The 20977-nt window shown below is 53.9% G+C and carries 23 protein-coding genes and 1 pseudogene; 19 read left to right on the top strand and 5 right to left on the bottom strand.

Annotated elements, in window-relative coordinates; genetic code table 11:
• The first annotated feature begins 13 nt into the window (after window positions 1-13).
• The 4 genes and pseudogenes from E2F51_RS22940 to E2F51_RS24170 all read left to right on the top strand — a co-directional run bounded on the left by E2F51_RS22940 (window position 14) and on the right by E2F51_RS24170 (window position 1944).
• Window positions 14-1201, top strand: a complete 1188-nt coding sequence (locus E2F51_RS22940; protein ID WP_134824657.1) for a tail fiber domain-containing protein — start codon at window positions 14-16, stop codon at window positions 1199-1201.
• Between the two features lie 109 nt (window positions 1202-1310).
• On the top strand, window positions 1311-1553 hold the full coding sequence (locus E2F51_RS22935; protein ID WP_209215461.1) for a DNA polymerase V: 243 nt from the start codon (window positions 1311-1313) through the stop codon (window positions 1551-1553).
• Window positions 1444-1707 (top strand): annotated as a pseudogene (locus tag E2F51_RS24360) (hypothetical protein); the annotation flags it as partial. The gene E2F51_RS22935 and the pseudogene E2F51_RS24360, both read left to right, overlap by 110 nt.
• A 66-nt stretch (window positions 1708-1773) precedes the next feature.
• A complete protein-coding gene (locus tag E2F51_RS24170; protein ID WP_245174208.1) occupies window positions 1774-1944 on the top strand; it encodes a hypothetical protein in 171 nt (56 codons plus the stop codon).
• 141 nt (window positions 1945-2085) lie between these two features.
• Here E2F51_RS24170 and E2F51_RS22925 read toward each other — a convergent pair whose 3' ends face one another.
• The 3 genes from E2F51_RS22925 to E2F51_RS22915 all read right to left on the bottom strand — a co-directional run bounded on the left by E2F51_RS22925 (window position 2086) and on the right by E2F51_RS22915 (window position 4931).
• Window positions 2086-2490 (bottom strand): hypothetical protein, encoded by a 405-nt coding sequence (locus E2F51_RS22925; protein WP_134824655.1) that lies wholly within the window; start codon window positions 2488-2490, stop codon window positions 2086-2088.
• Complete coding sequence (locus E2F51_RS22920; RefSeq protein WP_134824654.1) at window positions 2487-3248, bottom strand: hypothetical protein; 762 nt, start codon at window positions 3246-3248, stop codon at window positions 2487-2489. Before E2F51_RS22920 ends, E2F51_RS22925 begins: the two co-directional genes overlap by 4 nt.
• A 765-nt stretch (window positions 3249-4013) precedes the next feature.
• Window positions 4014-4931, bottom strand: coding sequence for a formate/nitrite transporter family protein (locus tag E2F51_RS22915; protein ID WP_134824653.1), 918 nt, complete (start codon window positions 4929-4931; stop codon window positions 4014-4016).
• A gap of 240 nt (window positions 4932-5171) precedes the next feature.
• Here E2F51_RS22915 and ccmA point away from each other — a divergent pair, with 240 nt between their 5' ends.
• From ccmA to mlaA, 10 genes are read left to right on the top strand one after another with little or no spacing between them, the layout of a single operon-like run.
• Window positions 5172-5789, top strand: coding sequence for a cytochrome c biogenesis heme-transporting ATPase CcmA (gene ccmA, locus E2F51_RS22910; RefSeq protein WP_053144373.1), 618 nt, complete (start codon window positions 5172-5174; stop codon window positions 5787-5789).
• A complete protein-coding gene (gene ccmB / locus E2F51_RS22905) occupies window positions 5789-6448 on the top strand; it encodes a heme exporter protein CcmB (RefSeq protein ID WP_013203166.1) in 660 nt (219 codons plus the stop codon). The genes ccmA and ccmB overlap by 1 nt, the downstream gene beginning before the upstream one ends.
• A gap of 57 nt (window positions 6449-6505) precedes the next feature.
• A complete protein-coding gene (locus tag E2F51_RS22900; protein WP_013203165.1) occupies window positions 6506-7249 on the top strand; it encodes a heme ABC transporter permease in 744 nt (247 codons plus the stop codon).
• A complete protein-coding gene (gene ccmD, locus E2F51_RS22895) occupies window positions 7246-7479 on the top strand; it encodes a heme exporter protein CcmD (protein ID WP_134824652.1) in 234 nt (77 codons plus the stop codon). The genes E2F51_RS22900 and ccmD overlap by 4 nt, the downstream gene beginning before the upstream one ends.
• Complete coding sequence (gene ccmE / locus E2F51_RS22890) at window positions 7476-7967, top strand: cytochrome c maturation protein CcmE (RefSeq protein ID WP_134824651.1); 492 nt, start codon at window positions 7476-7478, stop codon at window positions 7965-7967. Before ccmD ends, ccmE begins: the two co-directional genes overlap by 4 nt.
• Window positions 7964-9919 (top strand): heme lyase CcmF/NrfE family subunit, encoded by a 1956-nt coding sequence (locus E2F51_RS22885; protein ID WP_053144365.1) that lies wholly within the window; start codon window positions 7964-7966, stop codon window positions 9917-9919. The genes ccmE and E2F51_RS22885 overlap by 4 nt, the downstream gene beginning before the upstream one ends.
• Window positions 9916-10473, top strand: a complete 558-nt coding sequence (locus E2F51_RS22880; RefSeq protein WP_013203161.1) for a DsbE family thiol:disulfide interchange protein — start codon at window positions 9916-9918, stop codon at window positions 10471-10473. Before E2F51_RS22885 ends, E2F51_RS22880 begins: the two co-directional genes overlap by 4 nt.
• Window positions 10470-10925: a cytochrome c-type biogenesis protein gene (locus tag E2F51_RS22875; RefSeq protein WP_134824650.1), complete on the top strand. Its 456-nt coding sequence runs from the start codon at window positions 10470-10472 to the stop codon at window positions 10923-10925. The genes E2F51_RS22880 and E2F51_RS22875 overlap by 4 nt, the downstream gene beginning before the upstream one ends.
• The gene (gene ccmI, locus E2F51_RS22870; RefSeq protein ID WP_013203159.1) at window positions 10925-12136 is read left to right on the top strand and encodes a c-type cytochrome biogenesis protein CcmI; all 1212 of its coding nucleotides are present in this window, start codon (window positions 10925-10927) and stop codon (window positions 12134-12136) included. The genes E2F51_RS22875 and ccmI overlap by 1 nt, the downstream gene beginning before the upstream one ends.
• A 31-nt stretch (window positions 12137-12167) precedes the next feature.
• Complete coding sequence (mlaA, locus tag E2F51_RS22865; RefSeq protein WP_134824649.1) at window positions 12168-12929, top strand: phospholipid-binding lipoprotein MlaA; 762 nt, start codon at window positions 12168-12170, stop codon at window positions 12927-12929.
• A 63-nt stretch (window positions 12930-12992) separates the two neighbouring features.
• On the opposite strand, the gene fadL is transcribed toward mlaA, so the two are convergent.
• Window positions 12993-14276 carry a long-chain fatty acid transporter FadL gene (gene fadL / locus E2F51_RS22860; RefSeq protein ID WP_013203157.1) on the bottom strand — a complete coding sequence of 428 codons (1284 nt, stop codon included), beginning with the start codon at window positions 14274-14276 and terminating at the stop codon, window positions 12993-12995.
• Between the two features lie 377 nt (window positions 14277-14653).
• Between fadL and E2F51_RS22855 the strand changes: the two genes are divergently transcribed.
• The 4 genes from E2F51_RS22855 (at window position 14654) to sixA (ending at window position 19259) form a co-directional block, all read left to right on the top strand.
• The gene (locus E2F51_RS22855) at window positions 14654-14950 is read left to right on the top strand and encodes a YfcZ/YiiS family protein (RefSeq protein WP_013203156.1); all 297 of its coding nucleotides are present in this window, start codon (window positions 14654-14656) and stop codon (window positions 14948-14950) included.
• 165 nt (window positions 14951-15115) lie between these two features.
• Window positions 15116-16426 (top strand): acetyl-CoA C-acyltransferase FadI, encoded by a 1311-nt coding sequence (gene fadI / locus E2F51_RS22850; RefSeq protein ID WP_013203155.1) that lies wholly within the window; start codon window positions 15116-15118, stop codon window positions 16424-16426.
• A gap of 5 nt (window positions 16427-16431) precedes the next feature.
• On the top strand, window positions 16432-18606 hold the full coding sequence (gene fadJ, locus E2F51_RS22845; protein WP_134824949.1) for a fatty acid oxidation complex subunit alpha FadJ: 2175 nt from the start codon (window positions 16432-16434) through the stop codon (window positions 18604-18606).
• 170 nt (window positions 18607-18776) lie between these two features.
• Window positions 18777-19259, top strand: a complete 483-nt coding sequence (sixA, locus tag E2F51_RS22840; protein WP_013203153.1) for a phosphohistidine phosphatase SixA — start codon at window positions 18777-18779, stop codon at window positions 19257-19259.
• 36 nt (window positions 19260-19295) lie between these two features.
• On the opposite strand, the gene smrB is transcribed toward sixA, so the two are convergent.
• Entirely contained in the window at window positions 19296-19847 is a 552-nt protein-coding gene (gene smrB, locus E2F51_RS22835; RefSeq protein WP_134824648.1) for an endonuclease SmrB, read from the bottom strand.
• A 188-nt stretch (window positions 19848-20035) separates the two neighbouring features.
• On the opposite strand from smrB, the gene prmB reads away from it, so the two are divergent.
• Entirely contained in the window at window positions 20036-20968 is a 933-nt protein-coding gene (prmB, locus tag E2F51_RS22830; protein WP_134824647.1) for a 50S ribosomal protein L3 N(5)-glutamine methyltransferase, read from the top strand.
• Window positions 20969-20977: the final 9 nt, after the last annotated feature.

Below are 20977 nucleotides of genomic sequence, written 5' to 3'. Positions count from 1 at the left end.
CCGGAGAAATGTTATGCCAGCAGGCACTATCTCGTTAACCAACAATTCAACCACTATTACCGGCACCGGGACATCCTTCACAACTGAGCTTAAAGTTAATGACTTTGTGACCGCCACTGTGGGCGGAGTGCTTTATACCTTAGGCGTGGCCGCTATTGCGTCCAATACATCCCTAACGGTGATCCAAAAATATGATGGGCCAACAACTTCGGGTCTGTCATGGAATCCGGTGCCATACGGAACAATGGCCGCCATCACTGCCCAACTGGCAGCGCAAGTGACATACGCTATTCGTGGTATGAATCTGGATAAAAATAACTGGCAGCAGATTTTTACAGGAACAGGGAATGTCACAGTTACCTTGCCCGACGGAACTTCATGGACCGGCCCGGCATGGAACGGCATAGCTACGGCAATAACTAATAAAGCTGATTTAGTTTCTGGAGCGGTCGCTATCACCCAGGGCGGTACTGGTGCTAAAACAAAAGCAGATGCATGGACCGCTCTTGCAACTTACGGAACAACCGCCGGCACAGCAGCGCAAGGTAATGACTCACGTATCACGGGGGCATTGCAGCGAACTGGCGGAACAATGACATCTCAGATATTCAGCAGCGTGGTTGGTGCCCCAGCAATAATCAAAACCGCCCCGGGTGCGCAAAGTGGTATCAACTACCTCGGGCAAGCGTCTTTAAACAACAATCAGTACATGACTATCGACGTTACAGGAACCGCACAGAATATATTCACAAGGATTGTAACGTGGAACACCAACCCAAAAGTTTTCGGGTTTTATGATAACGGCAATGGTACATGTGACGGTTCGTGGATAAGTGGCTCGGATGAGAGGCATAAATCAAACATTAAACTTGTTCCAAAATCTTTACAGGCGGTTCTCTCATGGCGAGGTTGCACCTACGATAAAAAAGATGGCATGTCTGAAGTTGGGTTGATTGCGCAGGATGTTGAAAAAAGCTGCCCAACAGCTGTCATGAATACTGGGCTCCGCGAGTTCACTGATGGAACAGTAATAGAGGATTTTAAGTCGCTTAATGTTGCTGGTGTGGCGGCTGCATATCACACCGAAGCAATCAAAGCGCTTTTCAGTCTGGTTGAACTGGCATTGGTCGATCCCGAAAAAGCACTGTCCTCGATTGATGATATTAAAGCTGCACTGTCAAAAGGTGAGGCTACAAGCTAAATCTCCTCCTGCATCAACCATCTAACACCTCTATCTCAAAATCCCCTTGATAGCCTGCACCGATCAATACTACTGTATGCACATACAGTATTTTGTGAAGGGGATTATCATGGCACGCAGAGACGACATAGCAACAGCATTCAGAGCAAGCATCAGGATAGCGCCGAACGGCAAGCGCACGGTTACCACTGTGGAATTCGTGGAGCATCTGACGAAGGTGAACCACAATTTCACCCTGGCTGATGCCAACCGCTGGATTGAGCACTACCAGGGTAGCTTCCGCGACATATCGACTGAAGAGGGAGAACGGCGGACGTTCCACCTGTTCACTCCAAATAACGGGGGCCTCTGATATGGGATTTCCATCACCGGCACAGGACTTTGTAGAACGACCTATTTCACTCGATGAGCATTGCGTTTCCAAACCCTCGGCTACATATTTTATGAAGGCTAGCACTAACGCTCCCCAATATGGTGTGATGAGGGACGCTCTATTAGTAGTCGATAGCTCTCAAAGGCCTGTCGATGGGTCGTTGGTAGTTGCAACTATAGAAGGGGAGCATGTGCTCTGTATGATGAAATTTTACCCTCAACCTGCATTAGTGAATATTGTGACTATGGAACAGATCACAAGCTTAGGTGGGGAGCTTTTGGGAGACGAAGCAGTGGAGATATTTGGTGTGGTGACTTATGCGATTAACAAGACTACATCATATGAATTCCATGAGCGCCCCTGCATCTGAAAGAATATAATTCCATCATTCCTAATCAATGTAGATAGGAAACTGATAACAATATAAGCTTCATAAAGCAGCCAAATAAACTGCTTTATGAAGTTTTCTGAGCGCCAAGGCATGGTTCCTACAGAAGTTTTTATATTTCATCTAAGCGGCGGGAGATTTTGGATAAACCTTTTCGTACATTTCATCCATGACTTCCATAAACTTCTCTGCTTGGACAAGTACAGCCCTTGCATCTACTTCGTTGAATGTTTCAAGTAAATCGTAATCAGCTGCGACTCTCTTGGTGTGCATCTGTTTTAATCTTGAGCCTAGAGCTATGAGTTTCATTTTTTCAAATGGCTCATTACCTTTTAACCATGAGGTTGTGGTTAAATAATCCCTGATGCTTTGATGGGTATGAACAAATATAGCCTTTTCAAGTATGCATGAAACTTCATGATAGACCCCATAGTAAGCTCTACCCATGGCATTTCGATAACCGATCTCGCTGCCTTCATCAACACAACGATTTGCAAATTCTAAGAAATCTTTTCCTCTTACACTCATTGGCTCTTCTCCTTTCTACTTGAGTCGCTTTTGAACCAAGAAGTGAAAGGCTTAGAGCAGTATTTTTCATCTGAGAGCAAGTCAGAAAGCTCAATGTTTAGCTCAGCCAGCATGTAAGGGTCTTCAGTTTCAGCGCGGACAATGTATGCATTGTCGGCCTCAGAACTGACAAAGTAACTTACTCCAACACAGTTTACACCATGACGGTTTGCAATCCCTTCAACCTCGTCACAAAGGATTTCTATCTCATTAGTGGTGAGGGTAGAAGCCGTTTTGAAATTTTCAACTAGAGAAATCATGTGATCCCCTTCATCCTTGTAACGCTGACGTTGCTCGCCATCATACAAAGCTAATAACTTCAAGTTATATTTTCGTATCAGCTTGGTGTTCCCCAAGCTATAGGCGATGTTACGCGCTACACGACGGTGTTCTGAAGTGCAGTAGCGCTCTTCTAAGCGAAACAGCTCTTCTCTGTGGAATAAGTTATGAGCGGAAAAGCCTAGATAAGCAAGGTAGTTTGAGGCAATGAACTCATTTTCAGTCTTTAACGCAGTAAGAAAATACGTGACTGCCTTATCGAAATCATTTTGGGAGGCCATTAAAAGAGCCGTCAAGTATGAACGGAAAGGTTCGTCCTGATGACGTATGTCTTTTTCAATCTTGTCGATTTCTTCCAACGTAGGAACTGTATGGGACAAGATATGATCCCATAAAGTGTTGTTGACTAAGCTTGAAACTGACTGAGGGTTAGCTTGCATGGCCGCCTTTAATATAATTAGAACAATAAGTTATTGCTTTTTTTTTACTGATAACCTTAGTTATGCCGCAAATTGTACCATTACTAATACGGTTGTCACTCTTAAAGATTGAGTATCGGATCCTGCTGCTCCAAGGCTAGTGCCTAGGCAATGAGTAAAGGATATAAAACTTTATCGGTCAACTTTATGGAAGTTTTAGGGTTTTTTTATTGTGAGTACATATGTGTGTACATTCAACTGGAAGTTTTTTGATTTTATGTGATATTTTTCAGTAGCTTAATCTGTATAATTAATTAGTCCATTTAACTAAGGAGACAGCGGGCGGCAGTATAGCGCGCTTTTAGTCGCAGATTAAGCACTTACCCGGTCAACTGCTGGTTTTGTCGCCAGTTACCCACAGTTTCCTGCCGCAACTGCCCGGTTACCGCAAAACACCCCGCAAACGCAATTTTCCCTATAGCAGCTAAATCCGCAATTTATGCGCTGGATCAATATTGCCCTAATCGTGCAGGACTACTGTAAAGCAAAGTAAATCCACGGCTCTACGCTAACGTCCTGAAGAGGTAAGACTATGTCTATGAAACTGTCCCTTGCGGTGATCACAGTGATCTGGGTGGGTTATGTTGTCTATGCCGGAACCTTCTACGCCGCCACCTGGTCGATGTTCAACTAAGCGCTGACAGGATGCCAATCTCGCCGGTTATCCTGTAAAAAAGGCCCCATCGGGGCCTTTATCATTCAAGTCTGCTGCGTGACAAAACCGCCTTACTCCGCCTGCTGAACCTTGCCTTCTTTCTTCGCTTTGGCTTTTGCTTCTGCTTTCGCCTTAGCCTTGGCTTTGGTGCTCATATCGTTGCGGATCTGTGCATGGCTGATCACCGCGAAAATAAAGGTGCCGCCGATGATATTGCCGGCCAGGGTTGGCAGGGCAAACGGCCAGAGGAATTCATGCCAGCTGATCACCCCGTTAAACACCAGATAGAGCACTTCCACCGAACCAACCACGATATGCGCCAGGTCGCCCAGGGCCACCAGCCAGGTCATCAGGATAATGACCCAGATTTTTGCCGCACCGGCAGAAGGGAACATCCACACCATGGTGGCGATAATCCAGCCGGATACCACCGCATTGGCAAACATCTCTCCCGGTGAGTTCTCCATCACTTTTTGACTGATGGCCACAAAGGCATCCCGCGTAGCTTGATCAAATATCGGCATATGGGTGAAGGCCAGTGACGCCAGCGCCGTACCGACCAGGTTACCGCCCAGCACAATGCCCCACAAACGCAGCAGTAGCAGCAGGTTGCTGCCCGACGGTTTGTGCATAATCGGCAATACCGCCGTAACGGTGTTTTCCGTAAACAGCTGCTGTCGCGCCATAATCACAATGATAAAGCCAAAGGTGTAGCCCAGATTCTCCAGAATAAACGCGCTCGGCACGCCTTCCAGATTGACCTGAAAAATCCCTTTAGCCATCAGCGAAGCACCCATCGAAAGCCCTGCCGCAATGGCCGAAAACAGCAGGGCCAGCCCATCACGTTCTAACTCCTTTTCACCCTCCTGACGGATCTGCTCATGTACCGCCGCCGCGCGTGAGGGCAGGGCCTCCTCATCCACCTCGATCTCTTCGCCTTGTTCACTTTCCTGACTTTCTACTTCGCCATCATCCTGTTTCTTATTCATTATTTTAGTTCCCAGTGGTAATTACTCTCTAAGCGTAGCGTGTTTATCGGGAAGTTGAAATGTAACGAAACCTCAGAAGAAGCGTAACAAACCTTTAACCGCAAGGCTTTTTTGCGCGATTTGTGACGCGTAACAGGCATAATGCCTTACCCGGGAAAAATGCAGGGCTACTGCAGGCTGCGATGAACTGATTGCCTGTGGTACTATTTCGCCCAATTCTACTAAGCGCGAATTTTTTTGATGCTGGAAGCCAACAATCTGACCTGCGTACGCGATGAACGCACGCTGTTTAACGATCTCAGTTTTACCGTTTCAGCGGGCGATATTGTCCAGATTGAAGGGGCGAATGGGGCAGGGAAAACCTCTCTGCTGCGGATCCTTGCCGGGCTCAGCCGGGCTGAACAGGGCGACGTGCTGTGGCAGCAAAAGCCCATTCGTCACCAGCGTGAAACCTGGCACGCCGCGTTGCTGTACCTTGGGCATCAGCCCGGTGTGAAAGCGGTACTGACCGCACGCGAGAACCTGCATTTTTATCATGCCAGCCAGTCTGAAGCGTCACTGATGGCGGCGCTGGAAGAGGTGGATTTAACCGGATTTGAAGATGTCGCCGTCTCCCAGCTTTCCGCAGGCCAGCAGCGTCGTGTGGCGCTGGCCAGATTGTGGTTAAGCCGTTCGCCTTTATGGATCCTGGATGAGCCGCTCACCGCCATTGATAAATCCGGCGTGGAAAAGCTGATGGCGCTGTTTAACCTCCATGCGGAGAACGGCGGGGCGGTGATTTTAACCACCCATCAGGATTTACCGTCGGCACATCGCACAGTTCGCAAAATTCGTCTTACCTCTTCGGAGGTAGTCTGATGTTCTGGCGTGTCCTTAAGCGCGAACTGCGCATTGCATTTCGCAGTGGCTCGGAAATCATTAATCCGCTGTGGTTCTTCCTGATCGTGATTACCCTGTTCCCGTTGGGAATTGGGCCAGAACCTAAATTGCTGGCGCGTATCGCGCCGGGCATCGTTTGGGTGGCGGCATTGCTTTCCTCGTTGCTGGCCCTTGAACGCCTGTTTCGTGATGACTTTCTTGATGGCTCGCTGGAACAACTGCTGTTGTTGCCGACGCCACTGCCGATAACGGTTTTGGGGAAAGTGGCCGCTCACTGGGTGGTAACCGGCCTGCCGTTATTGTTGCTATCTCCTCTGGCTGCTTTACTGCTTTCGCTGGATTTTGCCAGCTGGCGAGCCATTGCCCTGACGCTGCTGCTGGGTACGCCAACCCTGAGTTTTCTTGGGGCCATCGGCGTTGGACTGACCGTCGGATTGCGTCGCGGCGGCGTATTACTGAGTTTGCTGGTATTGCCGTTGGCGGTGCCGGTGCTGATATTTGCCAGTGCAGCCATAGACGCTGCCGGCATGGGATTACCGATTGACGGCTACCTGGCTATATTGGGAGCCCTGTTGGTGGGCAGTGCCACCTTGGCGCCGTTCGCCACCGCCGCAGCATTGCGGGTTAGCGTGCATTAACTGATTTCTAATAAAAAACACCAGAACGCTTTTTCTTTTTATGTGAGCAAAATAATAATGTGGAAATGGTTACATCAACTCGGTAAGCCCGACCGGCTATACCGGTTATGCGGTCGTTTGGTGCCCTGGTTCGCGGTGCTGGGCGTCGCAGCACTGTTACTGGGCTGGATTTGGGGATTTGGTTTCGCCCCGGCCGATTATCAGCAGGGAAACAGCTACCGCATCATGTATATCCATGTCCCGGCCGCCATGTGGTCAATGGGTATCTATGCCTCAATGGCTATCGCTGCCTTTATTGGTCTGGTCTGGCAATGGAAAACCGCCGACCTGGCTGCTGCCGCCATGGCGCCGGTGGGCGCGGTGTTTACCTTTATTGCGCTGATCACCGGTTCTGCCTGGGGTAAGCCGATGTGGGGCACCTGGTGGATTTGGGATGCCCGCCTCACCTCTGAACTGGTTCTGCTGTTCCTTTATATGGGCGTCATCGCCCTGTACAACGCCTTTGACGACCGCCGGATGGCGGGACGTGCCGCCGGGATCCTGATCCTGGTCGGCGTGGTTAATCTGCCCATCATTCATTACTCGGTGCAGTGGTGGAACACCTTGCATCAGGGTTCCTCCGGCATGCTTCAGCAGTCGATTGACCCCAGCATGCGCTCGCCGCTGCGCTGGTCGATCCTCGGTTATCTGCTGGTGTTCATCTCACTGACGCTGATGCGCTTGCGTAATCTGCTGCTGTTTACCGAACGCCATCGCCCGTGGGTGGCTGAACTGGCAGCGAAAGGAGGGCGCAAAGCATGACCCCAGCATTCTCATCCTGGTCAGCATTCTTTGCCATGGGCGGTTACGCCTTTTATGTCTGGCTGGCGGTTGCCTGCACGCTGATTGCCCTCGCCGGGCTGGTGCTGCACACCGTTATCCAGCGTCATCGCCTGCTGCATGACATTCGCCAGCGTCAGTCGCGGGAAAGTCGCATCCGCGTCGCCAAAAGTAAAAAACGAGCCAGTGAAGCCGCAGGAGAACAACAGTGAATCCGCGCCGTAAAAGTCGCCTGATCATGGTGACAGCAATTCTGGTGGGCCTCGGTCTGGCCACCTCTTTGGTGATGTACGCACTGCGTTCAAACATCGACCTTTTTTACACACCCGGTGAAATTATTGACGGTAAAGGGGAAGCCCACGTGAAGCCCGAACCCGGCCAGCGCCTGCGCGTCGGCGGCATGGTGATGCCGGGCAGCGTGAAGCGCGATCCGCAGACGCTTCAGGTCTCCTTCAAATTGTATGATGCCCGTGGCGTCATCAGCGTCAGCTATCTCGGCATTCTTCCTGACCTGTTCCGTGAAGGGCAGGGCGTGGTGGCACAAGGTGTGCTGCAGAACGGCAATCTGGTGGAAGCCAAGGAAGTGCTGGCAAAACACGATGAAAAATATACGCCGCCAGAAATTGAGGACGCGATGAAAACCAATCCTAAAGGCCCGCAGTCGGCCTATCAGCCACCCGTACAAGGTGGCCAGTCATGATGCCGGAAATCGGCAGTTTTCTGCTCTGTCTGGCGCTGGCTATTTCGCTGCTGTTAAGTATCTACCCGCTGTGGGGCGCCGCCCGGCAGGATCGCCGTTTAATGGGGCTGGCGCGCCCGCTGAGCTTCGCGCTGTTTGCCTGTATCCTTGGCGCTTTTGCGATACTGGTTCATGCTTTTATCGTCAACGATTTCAGCGTGGCCTATGTGGCGACCAACTCCAATACGCTGCTGCCGGTTTACTACCGTATTGCGGCCACCTGGGGTGCGCATGAAGGCTCGCTGCTGCTGTGGTTGCTGTTGCTCAGCACCTGGACGCTCGCCGTCGCGCTGTTCAGCCGCGGCATGCCGATGGATTCCATCGCGCGCGTGCTGGCAGTGATGGGAATGATTAACCTCGGTTTCCTGCTGTTTATCACCCTGACGTCGAATCCGTTTACCCGCACGCTGCCGGACTTCCCGATCGACGGTAGCGACCTGAATCCGATGCTGCAGGATATCGGCCTGATCTTCCACCCGCCGATACTCTATATGGGTTACGTGGGCTTCTCGGTGGCCTTTGCGTTTGCGATCGCCTCGTTGATGGCGGGCAGGCTGGATACCGCCTGGGCGCGCTGGTCACGCCCGTGGACCACCGCAGCTTGGGTCTTCCTGACCGTCGGCATCGTGCTGGGCTCGGCCTGGGCTTATTATGAGCTTGGCTGGGGCGGCTGGTGGTTCTGGGATCCGGTTGAAAATGCGTCCTTTATGCCGTGGCTGGCCGGCACCGCGCTGATCCACTCGCTGGCGGTGACCGAAAAACGCGGCACCTTCAAAGCCTGGACAGTGCTGCTGGCAATTACCGCCTTCTCACTGAGCCTGCTGGGGACGTTCCTGGTGCGTTCTGGCGTACTGGTGTCGGTACACTCGTTCGCATCCGATCCGTCGCGCGGGATGTTTATCCTCGCCTTCCTGGTGATTGTTATCGGTAGCTCGTTGCTGCTGTATGCGGTGAAGGGCAGCAAAGTCCGCAGCCGCGTGCAGAATGAAGTCTGGTCGCGCGAGTCCTTCTTGCTGGGTAACAACGTGCTGCTGATCGCCGCGATGCTGGTGGTCTTGCTGGGAACGCTGTTGCCGCTGGTGCACAAACAGCTGGGCCTTGGCAGCATCTCGATTGGCGAACCCTTCTTTAATACCCTGTTTACCTGGCTGATGGCGCCAATGGCGCTGATGCTGGGTATTGGCCCGCTGGTGCGCTGGCGTCGTGATGAACCGCAGAAACTGTGGAAGCGTCTGGCGGTGGCCTTGGTGGGGACGCTGGTGCTGTCGATCCTGCTGCCGTGGTTGATGCAGGACCGCATCGAAGCGATGGCGGTCGTCGGCCTGCTGATGTCGATTTGGGTCATTTTCCTGACGCTGATGGAGCTGCACGAACGCGCCACTCACCGTCACAGCTTCTTTAAAGGGTTAACCCATCTTTCCCGCAGCCACTGGGGAATGGTGTTGGGTCACCTGGGCGTGGCGGTGACGGTTATCGGTATTGCCTTCAGCCAGAACTACAGCGTTGAGCGCGATGTGCGCATGCGCGCGGGCGATACGGTCGACATCCAAAACTATCACTTCACCTTCCGCGATGTGCACAACCTGCAAGGGCCGAACTATACCGGCGGCGTCGGCATTATCGACGTCACGCGTAACGGCAAGCACGAAGCGACACTGCACGCGGAAAAACGCTACTACAGCGTGGCGCACACCATGATGACCGAAGCCGCGATCAACGGTGGCTTTACCCGTGACCTGTATGCCGCATTGGGTGAAGAGCTGGGCGATAACGCCTGGGCGGTGCGTATTTACTACAAACCTTTCGTTCGCTGGATCTGGTTCGGCGGTCTGTTTATGGCCGTTGGCGGTATTTTCTGCCTGTGTGACCCGCGCTACCGTTCACGCAAAAAAGCAGAGAAGGAGCTGGCATGAGCAAGAAAATTCTTTATATCCCGCTGGTGCTGTTCCTGCTGCTGGCGGCGGCCCTGATGTGGCAGCTGAACCGCAATGCGCACGGTGACGATCCCACGCTGCTGGAGTCGGCCCTGGTCGGCAAGCCGGTGCCGGTGTTTAAGCTGGAATCACTGGATCAGCCGGGTAAAACCTACAATCAGTCAGTGCTCACTGACGGCAAACCGATCCTGCTGAATGTCTGGGCGACCTGGTGCCCGACCTGCCGGGCCGAGCATCAGTATCTGAATTCGCTGGCGTCAACGGGCGTGCGCGTGGTCGGGCTGAATTATAAGGACGATCGCAATAAGGCGATCAACTGGCTGAACACGCTGGGCAACCCTTATGCCCTGAGCCTGTATGACGGTGATGGCATGCTGGGGCTGGATCTGGGCGTCTATGGCGCGCCGGAAACCTTCCTGATCGATGGCAAAGGGATTATTCGCTATCGCCACGCCGGGGATCTGAACGACGACGTGTGGAACCGTGAAGTGAAGCCGTTATGGGATAAATACAGCAAGGAGGCGGGTGCATGAAAGGGATCGTCCTGATTTTAGCGCTGTTTCTCAGTGGCAGCGTGCTGGCTGACAACATTGATACCTATAAATTTTCTTCCGTCGATCAGGAGCAGCAGTATCGCCACCTGACGGAATCGTTGCGCTGTCCAAAATGCCAGAACAACAGCATCGCCGATTCCAACGCGATGATCGCCAGCGACATGCGGCTGAAGGTCTATGAACTGCTGCAAAACGGCCAGACGCCGGATCAGGTTAAGCAATATATGGTGGCGCGCTACGGCAATTTCGTCACCTATGAACCGCCGGTAATGCCATCAACCCTGATTTTGTGGGCCGGTCCGGCGCTGTTTGTGATTATTGGCGCGATGGTGATCGTACTGCGCAGTAAAAAGCGCAGGCCAGATGACGAGATAGATGCGGAACAGCAACAGCGCCTGAATGCGCTCTTAAAGAATAACAGGAAGCAATAATGGGTGGATTTTGGTTAACCATTCTGGCGCTGTTAATAGCGTCCTGCGCGCTGTTGCTGATTGCCGGCGGGCGCAAACATCGCCCGGTTTCAATTGAACGCGATGCGCTGAATAAAGCCTTTTATCATCAGCGTCTGAAAGAGCTGGAAGAAGATGAAGATCAGGGTGTGGTGGGCGAGCGGCCAGAGATGGTGCGTGAGTTACAGCAAACCCTGCTGCACGATATCCCAAAAGATGAAGAGATCGTTGAACGTAGCGTAGGGCGTTGGGTGCTGTTGCCTGGCGTGCTGGTGCTGATTCTGGTCAGCCTGGGCTTCTACTTCAAAACCGGTGGCTTTGCGCAGGTGATGTCCTGGCAGCAGGTGAAAAACGATCTGCCGGCCTTGCGTGCGCAGGTGATGGATCCCGCTGCCAAACCGCTGACCATGGAAGAACTGGCGCGGCTGGGGCTTGGCGTGCGCAGCTCGCTGCAGGACGATCCGCAGAACGTCAACGACTGGCTGATGTTGGGGCGGATCGGCATGGTGCTGAATAATGCCGATACGGCCACCAAAGCCTTCCAGCGCGCGATGCAGCTGGCGCCCAATAATCCCGAAGTGAAGCTCAGCTACGCGGACGTACTGACGCGTTCTCCCGATCCGGAAGATAATCGTCAGGCGAGCGTGATGCTGAACGAGATGATCAAAGCGGACGGTGATAATTTGCGGGTGCTAAGCCTGTTGGCATTTAATGCTTTTAGTCAGCAGCACTATCCTGAGGCCATTGCCGTTTGGCAAAAGATGTTACAATTGTTACCTGCTGACGATAAGCGCGGGGTAATGATCCAGCGCAGCATCGAGCAGGCAAAAACGGAATCCGGCAAGCAGAACAGCCATCTGGCGCTTTCCGTCACTCTGGCACCGGGTGCAGAAAAAATGTTACCCGCTGGCGGAGTGTTGTATATTTCCGTTGCTGATGGTGTTTCTCCCGTCCCGGTGGCGGTGAAAAAATTACCGTTAAGCCATTTTCCTCTATCGCTGACGCTGGATGACAGCAATGCCATGATGCCGGAGCGGCTTCTTTCTGCTCAGCATCAGGTTCAGGTACGCGTGCGTATCTCACGTGATGGCAGCGCCAACCCGCAGTCCGGGGATTGGTTCGGCACCAGTGCCGTCACGCCATTTGATGGTCATCAGCAACTGTCTGTTGAGATTAATCAGCAGCAGCCATAGGCGGTATTACACAGAAGACAGGGAGTAAGAGATGAGCTACCGCGTGACGGGTGTAGCGCTGGCCAGCGTGCTGCTGATAGGTTGCGCCAGTTCGAATACGGCAGATGAGCCACAAGGGCGGTCCGATCCGTTCGAGGGCTTTAACCGCTCGATGTTCAACTTTAACTACAACGTGCTCGACCCGTACGTAGTTCGTCCTGTGGCGGTGGCCTGGCGTGACTATCTGCCGGTGCCTGCGCGCACCGGGCTGAGTAACTTCTTCAGCAACCTTGATGAGCCGTCGACGATGGTGAACTACTTTATTGAGGGTAAACCTTATAAAGCGATGATCCACTTCAACCGTTTCTTCCTGAATACCATTCTGGGGATGGGCGGCTTTATCGACGTGGCGAGCATGGCGAATCAAAAGCTGGCCAAAGAAGAGGCGCGCGGGTTTGGTAGTACGCTGGGGAATTACGGCGTCGGCTACGGTCCCTACGTTGAAGTGCCGGGCTACGGTGGCTTCACCCCGCGTGAGGATGTCGGTGGGCTGGTTGACGATCTTTACGCGCCGCTCAGCTGGCTGACCTGGTGGAGGTCGGCAGGGAAGTGGGCGTTGGAAGGGGTTGAAACCCGTGCTCAGCTGCTGGATTCAGATGCGATGCTGCGTAACTCGAAGGACCCTTATGCCTTTGTGCGTGCGGCATACTTCCAGCATCATGATTTCCTCGCCAGCGATGGCAGGCTGATCCCGCAGGAAAACCCTAACGCCTCGGCGATTCAGGGCGATCTGAACGATATCGACTCTAACTAACCGTTGCGGTGATATAAAAAAAGGCCTGTCGCAAGACAGGCCTTTTTTGTTGCCGGCGTGCTATCAGAACTTGTAGTTAAAGTTCGCGCCGTACAGCCAGGCTTTACCGGTAGAGTTAAAGGTGTAAGGGCCTTCTTCTACCGTGACATGCTGACCGTGCATATAGGACAGGCCAACGTCGACGGAAGCATCCTGGTTAAAGGCGTAGGAAGCACCGGCGCTCAACCACAGACGATCCTGATCCGGGATAGAGATGGAACGGTTTTCTGCCGGGACCGGACTGTCATCGAAGGCAATACCGGTGCGGAAGGTCCAGTTTTCATCATAGAAATAGGACGTTCCCAGCGCGATGCGGTAAGCATCCTTAAAGCTCTCATCTTTATAGAACAGCGTCTGGCCATTGCTGCCGGTCGCTTTCAGCTCCTGGAACTGGCTCCAGCTGGTATACGTCAGGCTGTAGTGCACGGCCCATTGCGGCGCTACTTTATGGTAACCGGACAGCTCCCACATTTCAGGCAGGTTCAGGGTCAATGCGCCCGGAACAGTTTGACCGCTGGTACCGTAAGGCAGGCCGAAATTACCCGCCTGATTAATTGGGTTAATATAGGTTGGGATGCTGCTCTTATAATCGCCGTCAAAGTCGATTTTAACTTCAGAGCGGTAAGTAAAGCCGAAACGGTTATTCGGATCCACTTCATACAGAATACCGGCATTCCAGCCGTAACCCCATTCATCCCCTTTCAGATGGGCAATCTGCGTATCTGCTGGCAAGCCCAGTGCGGCACCGGATTCACCCGCATAACGTTCAATCTTGGCACGGGCATAAACGGCATCAAAGCCCACACCAAAACTGAAGTTCTGATTAAGACGATAAGCGGTGCTTAAATTAAAGTTCACCGTTTGCAGATCGGTTTTACCGCCATATCCGCCCGCGGTGTAGTCATCATTAAATTCGGTTGCCAGGCCATAATTGGAGGTTGCCGACGCGCCTAACCACCATTGATCGTTAATAGGCTGGACGTAATGAAGGTTGGGTACCCATTGCGTTGGCGCAATATTATTGGCATCCAGACTTTGTCCTGACTGGCTGTCGCCACTGATATTGACATCGGGATCAATAAATACGGCACCGACAGAAAACATCGGGCGATCCATTAACGCCATGGTGGCCGGGTTACGGCTGGCAGATGCCGCGGTATCCCCCATGGCGCCTTCGCCTGAATAAGCGCGTCCTAAACCTATGGCCGAAAATTCATTCAATTGAAAGCCGGCTGCGTAAACGTTAGAAGAAACAATTGCCACTGCAGCTGCGAGAGCAGACTTCGCAAACAGGTTTTTATGGTTCATGACCACAACCTCATTTATTTGATTTTTATTGAACTTTGTCACGGATGTAACAAAGGTTCACGAATTTTAGGGACTGACGTACGGCTAACAAATCAGACCAGTGGCACCAGTATAGGTCCGACCTGTATCGATGTTGCAATGTTGTTTTATAAATATTTCTGAAATGATCTAAGAAAAGCGATCTGCTTAACAAAAAACTGCGTGTCTGAATTGAACCTATCGAGTCTAGCTTGTTTCAGATCAAATTTGACGTGGATATATGGCACTTATTGGCGCTATATCGCGCAATTGCCAGACAGCCTTTCGCCGCAGGGGTAACATAGCGGCCAGCGAATACACTTTCTGCCGCAACCCGCGCGGCTAACAGGAGATTTCCCATGTCCCATGCCATTAATAAATGCAGCGCCAATGAAACCGCCGCCTGCTGTTGTGTCGATGTTGGTACGATCATGGACAATACTGACTGCACCGCAAGCTGGAGCCAGCTGTACGGAACTCGCCAGCAGGCGGAAGCCATGCTCAGCCAGCTGACGGAAAAAGCGCGTCAGGTCGAATCCGATCCCTGCCAGATTGACGCGCGCTTTAGCGAGCAGCCTGAGGGTGTGCTGCTTGACGCTGATTTCACCTTCAGCTGCCAGGCTGAAACGATGATTTTTCAGCTCGGCCTGCGTTAATCCCCCGTCTTCCGCAATGAGTGGGTTTTCCCACTCATTGTTTTCTAAAGCGTGTTTGCTCTCGCAATTTTCTCTCATTCCGCGTGCACATTGTTAAAATCTGGTTAACCTTAGAGGTCAGACCTGTTAGGCAATGATGCCGTTTGACTGTTAAGGGTAATCAGAATGAGCAAAGCGCTTCCTTTGCTGACGCGTCAGGGCGATCGCATCGCCATTACACACGGACTCCGCACCCCGTTTGCCCGCCAGGCAACGGCATTACACGGCGTGCCGGCGATTGAGCTGGGGCGGATGGTGGTGAGTGAACTCCTGGCGCGTAGCGAACTGCCGCCCGAAGTCATCGAACAGCTGGTGTTTGGCCAGGTGGTGCAGATGCCCGAAGCGCCGAATATTGCCCGCGAAATCGTCCTTGGCAGCGGCCTGAGTGTGTCGACCGATGCCTACAGCGTCAGCCGCGCCTGCGCCACCAGTTTTCAGGCGGTGGCGAACGTTGCTGAAAGCATGCTGGCGGGCACCATTCAGGCCGGAATTGCCGGCGGGGCGGACTCTTCCTCAGTGCTGCCGATTGGCGTCAGCAAAAAGCTCGGTCGTATTCTGGTCGATCTCAATAAAGCAAAAACCTTCTCGCAGAAAATGTCGCTGTTCAGCCAGCTGCGCCCGCGCGATTTGCTGCCGGTGCCGCCCGCCGTGGCAGAATACTCTACCGGACTCAGAATGGGTGACACCGCCGAGCAGATGGCAAAAACCCATGGCATTACCCGCCAGCAACAGGACGCGCTGGCTCACCGTTCCCATCAGCGTGCCGCCCGGGCCTGGGAAGATGGCCGCCTGGCGGGTGAAGTGATGACCGCGTTTGTTCCGCCGTGGCGCAAAGCGTTTGAGCAGGACAATAACGTGCGCATGGCCTCGACGCTGGATGACTACGCGCGTCTTCGTCCCGCCTTCGATCGGCAGCACGGCACCGTCACCGCCGCCAACAGTACGCCGCTGACCGATGGTGCCGCTGCTGTGGTGCTGATGACCGAATCGCGGGCGAAAGCGCTGGGCATCGTGCCGCTGGGCTATCTGCGCAGCTATGCCTTTACCGCGATAGACGTCTGGCAGGACATGCTGCTCGGGCCGTCGTACGCTTCGCCGCTGGCGCTGGACCGGGCCGGGATTACCCTGGACGATCTGACGCTGATCGATATGCACGAAGCGTTCGCCGCACAAACGCTGGCTAATCTGAAAATGTTTGCCGACGAGCGTTTTGCCCGCGAGGTGTTAAAACGCCCGCATGCGCTGGGCGAAGTGAACGAAGAGAAATTTAACGTGATGGGCGGTTCAATCGCTTACGGCCATCCTTTTGCGGCGACCGGCGCACGCATGATTACCCAGACGCTGAACGAGTTGCGTCGTCGCGGCGGTGGGCTGGGGCTGGTCACCGCCTGTGCCGCCGGTGGGTTAGGCGCAGCAATGGTTCTGGAGGCCGAATGACAACGATGATGACGCACAACCCAGAAAAAGCCTCGGCATTCAGCCTGGTGATGCGGCTGGATAACGTCGGGGTAATTACCATTGATGTGCCTGGCGAAAAGATGAATACGCTGAAGGCGGAGTTTGCCGGGCAGATCCGGGAGGTGATCGCCCAGGCGCGCGCTAATTCGCACCTCGCGGGACTGGTGCTGATTTCCGGCAAACCGGACTCGTTTATTGCCGGTGCGGACATCTCAATGATCGACCGCTGCAAAACGGCGCAGGAAGCGGAAGCGCTGGCGCATGAAGGGCAGAAAGTGATGGCCGAAATTGCCTCGCTTTCCGTGCCAGTGGTTGCTGCGATTCATGGCGCCTGCCTCGGCGGTGGGCTGGAGTTGGCACTGGCCTGCAATCAACGCGTTTGTTCGCTGGATGATAAAACCCGGCTCGGGCTGCCAGAAGTGCAGTTAGGTTTGCTGCCGGGCTCCGGCGGTACGCAGCGACTGCCGCGACTGATTGGCGCATCGAGAGCGCTGGATCTGATCCTCACCGGCAAAACCCTGCGGGCAAAGCAGGCCGTCAAAATGGGGCTGGTGGAAGACGCCGTGCCGCAGGCCATTCTGTTGGAAACGGCGGTGAAGATGGCCTTGAACGGCCGTAAGCCGCGAAAAACCTTACCGCTGCGCGAGCGGTTGCTGAATGCTCCGGCAGGGCGCGCGTTGCTGTTTGCCATGGCGACCAGACAGACGGAAGCCAAAACCAAAGGCAATTATCCGGCCACCCGTAAAATATTGTCGGTGGTAAAAACCGGCCTGCTGAAGGGCAGTATTATCGGCTATGCCGCAGAGGCCAAAGCCTTTGGCGAGCTGGCGATGACGCCGGAATCACAGGCGTTACGGTCGATTTTCTTCGCCACCACCGAGATGAAAAAGGATCGCGGTGCGGATGCCAGCCCGCGTGAACTGAAATCAATTGGCGTGCTGGGTGGCGGCTTAATGGGCGGCGGCATTGCCTATGTCACCGCGACGCGTGGCAAGTTGCCGGTGCGCATCAAAGACATCAAGCCGGAAGGCATTAATCATGCGATGAAATACAGCTGGGATTTGCTGAGCAAAAGCGTGCAGCGCCGGCATCTGCGCCCGGCAGAACGCCAGCAACAAATGGCCCTGATTGGCGGCGGCACCGACTACCAGGGCTTCCATCATCGTGACGTGATCATTGAAGCGGTGTTCGAAGACCTGACGCTGAAGCAAATCATGGTGGCAGAGGTTGAAGCCAATACTTCGGGCCAGACGATTTTTGCCTCCAATACCTCCTCGCTGCCGATTGCTGATATTGCAGCTAACGCCAGCCGGCCGGAAAACGTCATCGGCCTGCACTATTTCAGTCCGGTAGACAAAATGCCGTTGGTCGAAGTGATCCCACATACCACCACCTCGGCCGAAACCATCGCCACCGTGGTTTCGCTGGCGAAAAAGCAGGGCAAAACGCCGATTGTGGTGGCCGACCGGGCCGGATTTTATGTCAACCGCATCCTGGCGCCGTACATTATTGAAGCCATGCGCTGTTTGCTGGAAGGAGAGCCGATCGACAGCATCGATCGGGCGCTGGTGAAGTTTGGCTTCCCGGTCGGGCCCATCCAGTTACTGGATGAAGTGGGCATCGACGTCGGCACGCACATGATGCCGGTGCTGGAACAGGCCTGGGGCGAGCGCTTTAATACGCCGGACGCCTTTGCCGCGGTATTGAATGATGACCGTAAAGGGCGCAAGAATGGACGCGGTTTCTATCTCTACAACCGTAAAACCTTCAGCCGTAAAAAGTCGGTTGATGAGAGTATTTATAAACTGCTTAAGCTGAATCCTAAAACCCATCTCAGCGCCGATTCTGTCGCTGAGCGGTGCGTGATGATGATGCTGAACGAAGCCGCAAGAACCCTCGACGAAGGCGTGATTCATTCCGCCCGCGATGGCGATATTGGCGCGGTATTTGGCATCGGTTTCCCGCCGTTCCTCGGCGGCCCGTTCCGCTATATGGATCGTCTGGGGGCGGCGGCCGTGGTCAACACATTAGAGCGGCTGATGCAGTCACACGGCGAACGTTTTGCCCCATGCGAGGCGCTGAAGCGACGGGCAGCCAGCGGCGAATGTTTTTACAAAACGACGGAAAAATCGAATAGCCATGCCGATTCAGGGGGTTAGATTTTACCGCAAAACAGGGGCGCTTTAGCACTGTTCTGGAAAGCGCTCATTTAATAAACAATCGGTTGACTATACTCAAGGCATTAGGGTACAACACAGCGTTCATTCACTGAATGAAGAGTCGGGAAGCTGTGTTTTCCGGCGTTTACGTTTAACAACAGCGGTGCATTATGCAAGTTTTCATTATGCGTCACGGCGATGCGGCATTAGATGCGGCTAGTGATTCTGTACGACCTCTGACTCATTGCGGATGTGATGAATCACGCCAGATGGCGAAATGGCTTAATGGCCAGACAGTAGATATTGAACGTGTGTTAGTCAGCCCGTACCTGCGTGCTGAACAGACGCTGGCTACGGTGCGTGAAGCACTGATCCTGCCGGAGGGGCAGGAGGTCTTGCCTGAACTGACGCCTGGCGGCGATCCCGCGATGGTGGCCAGTTACCTGCAAGTGCTGGCGAAAGAAGGGGTGAAATCTGTATTAGTGATTTCCCACCTGCCGTTGGTGGGCTACCTGGTGTCTGAGCTCTGCCCGCAGGAATCGCCGCCGATGTTCGCGACCTCGGCCATTGCCCGTATCGACTACGATGCTGACAACGGCACCGGTAAGCTGGAGTGGCAGGTCAGTCCTTCCAAACTGGCGAAAGCGATGTGATGTTACAGGGCCAGGCGATCTGGCCCTGACGCCGTCTTAAGGTAATTCTGGCGGCATCCACTCTTCCCCCTCAATCAGCACCAGCAGCGCGGCATCGCCGCCGAACAGCTTGGGCGCCTGATGAAATGCCATCACCATCGGATGCTGTGCCAGCCACAGCGGCGACTGCTGCTTCAATACATGCTTGCCGTGGCCGTGCATCACGCTGGCGCAAAAAATGTGCTCACGTCGGCACGCTGCAATCAACGCACCCAGCTCTTCCTTGGCCTGCCGTTGCGTAAGTCCATGCAAATCCAGAAAAATTTCCGGCGTGTAATCGCCACGCCTCAGCTTTTTCAGCTCGTAATGGCTGACATCACTGCGCACGTAGCGCGTGGGGCCTTCCTCGGCCAGCAAAGGCTGGAATTCATCGGAAAAATAGTGACTGGCATCCATCTGCTCAGAAATCAGCTTTTTCTGCGGAACCACCGCGAGGTTTTTCTTCTGCGGTTTGTGGACAATGGTGTCCTGCGCCAGCTTTCGGGTGCCGGTCATTAATCCGCGAAACAACGCCTGATCTTCGGCGCTGAGGGGCTGTTTTTTACTCATCAGGTTCTCATTGTCCGGCTTAATAAGGCAAAACGGCGCGGAACGTCGTCTTCAGGAAATGCTGACAGTCTACCCTGAGTTGTGGCGGCAAAAAACAAATGTCAGCTTTTTCACACCGCCGCGCTGAATTATGGCCCGCTTCATGGCAAACTAGCTGCCGAGTTTTAGTAAGGCCTGTGGAGGGCACTTTGGACAAAATTTTCGTCGATGAGGCAGTCAGTGAGCTGCACACCATTCAGGATATGCTGCGCTGGACGGTAAGCCGTTTTTCCGCCGCCGAGCTCTGGTATGGTCACGGCACCGATAATCCCTGGGACGAAGCGGTTCAGCTGGTATTGCCCACCTTATATCTGCCGCTGGATATCCCGGAAGACATGCGCAGCGCACGGCTGACATCCAGCGAGCGTCATCGCATTGTCGAGCGCGTGATCCGCCGCATCAACGAACGTATTCCGGTCTCCTACCTGACCAACAAAGCCTGGTTCTGCGGACACGAGTTCTATGTCGATGAACGCGTGCTGGTGCCGCGTTCGCCCATCGGCGAGCTGATCAACGATCGCTTTGCGGCGCTGATCCCGGATGAGCCGAAATATATTCTGGATATGTGTACCGGCAGCGGCTGTATCGCCATTGCCTGTGCCTATGCCTTCCCGGACGCCGAGGTGGATGCGGTCGACATCTCCACTGACGCGCTGGCGGTGACCGAGCAGAATATTGAAGCGCATGGCCTGACCCACAGCGTCACGCCGATCCGCGCCGATCTGTTCCGCGAACTGCCAAAAACCCCTTACGACCTGATCGTCACCAATCCGCCGTACGGGGATGAAGACGATATGGACGATTTGCCAAACGAATACCGCCATGAGCCTGAACTGGGCCTGGCTGCCGGACGTGATGGTCTGAAGCTGGCGCGCCGTATCCTGGCTAACGCGCCAGATTACCTGAGCGAGCAGGGCGTGCTGATTTGTGAAGTGGGCAACAGCATGGTGCACATGATTGACCAGTACCCTGACGTGCCGTTTACCTGGCTGGAGTTTGCCAACGGCGGCGACGGCGTCTTTATGCTGACGCGTCAGCAGATCGTCGATGCGCAGCACCACTTTGGCATTTTCAAAGATTAATAAAGAACA

It is taken from the genome of Erwinia sp. QL-Z3 (genome assembly GCF_004551645.1).
Lineage (GTDB): Bacteria > Pseudomonadota > Gammaproteobacteria > Enterobacterales > Enterobacteriaceae > Erwinia > Erwinia billingiae.
This window is presented reverse-complemented; position numbering and strand designations above follow the sequence as displayed.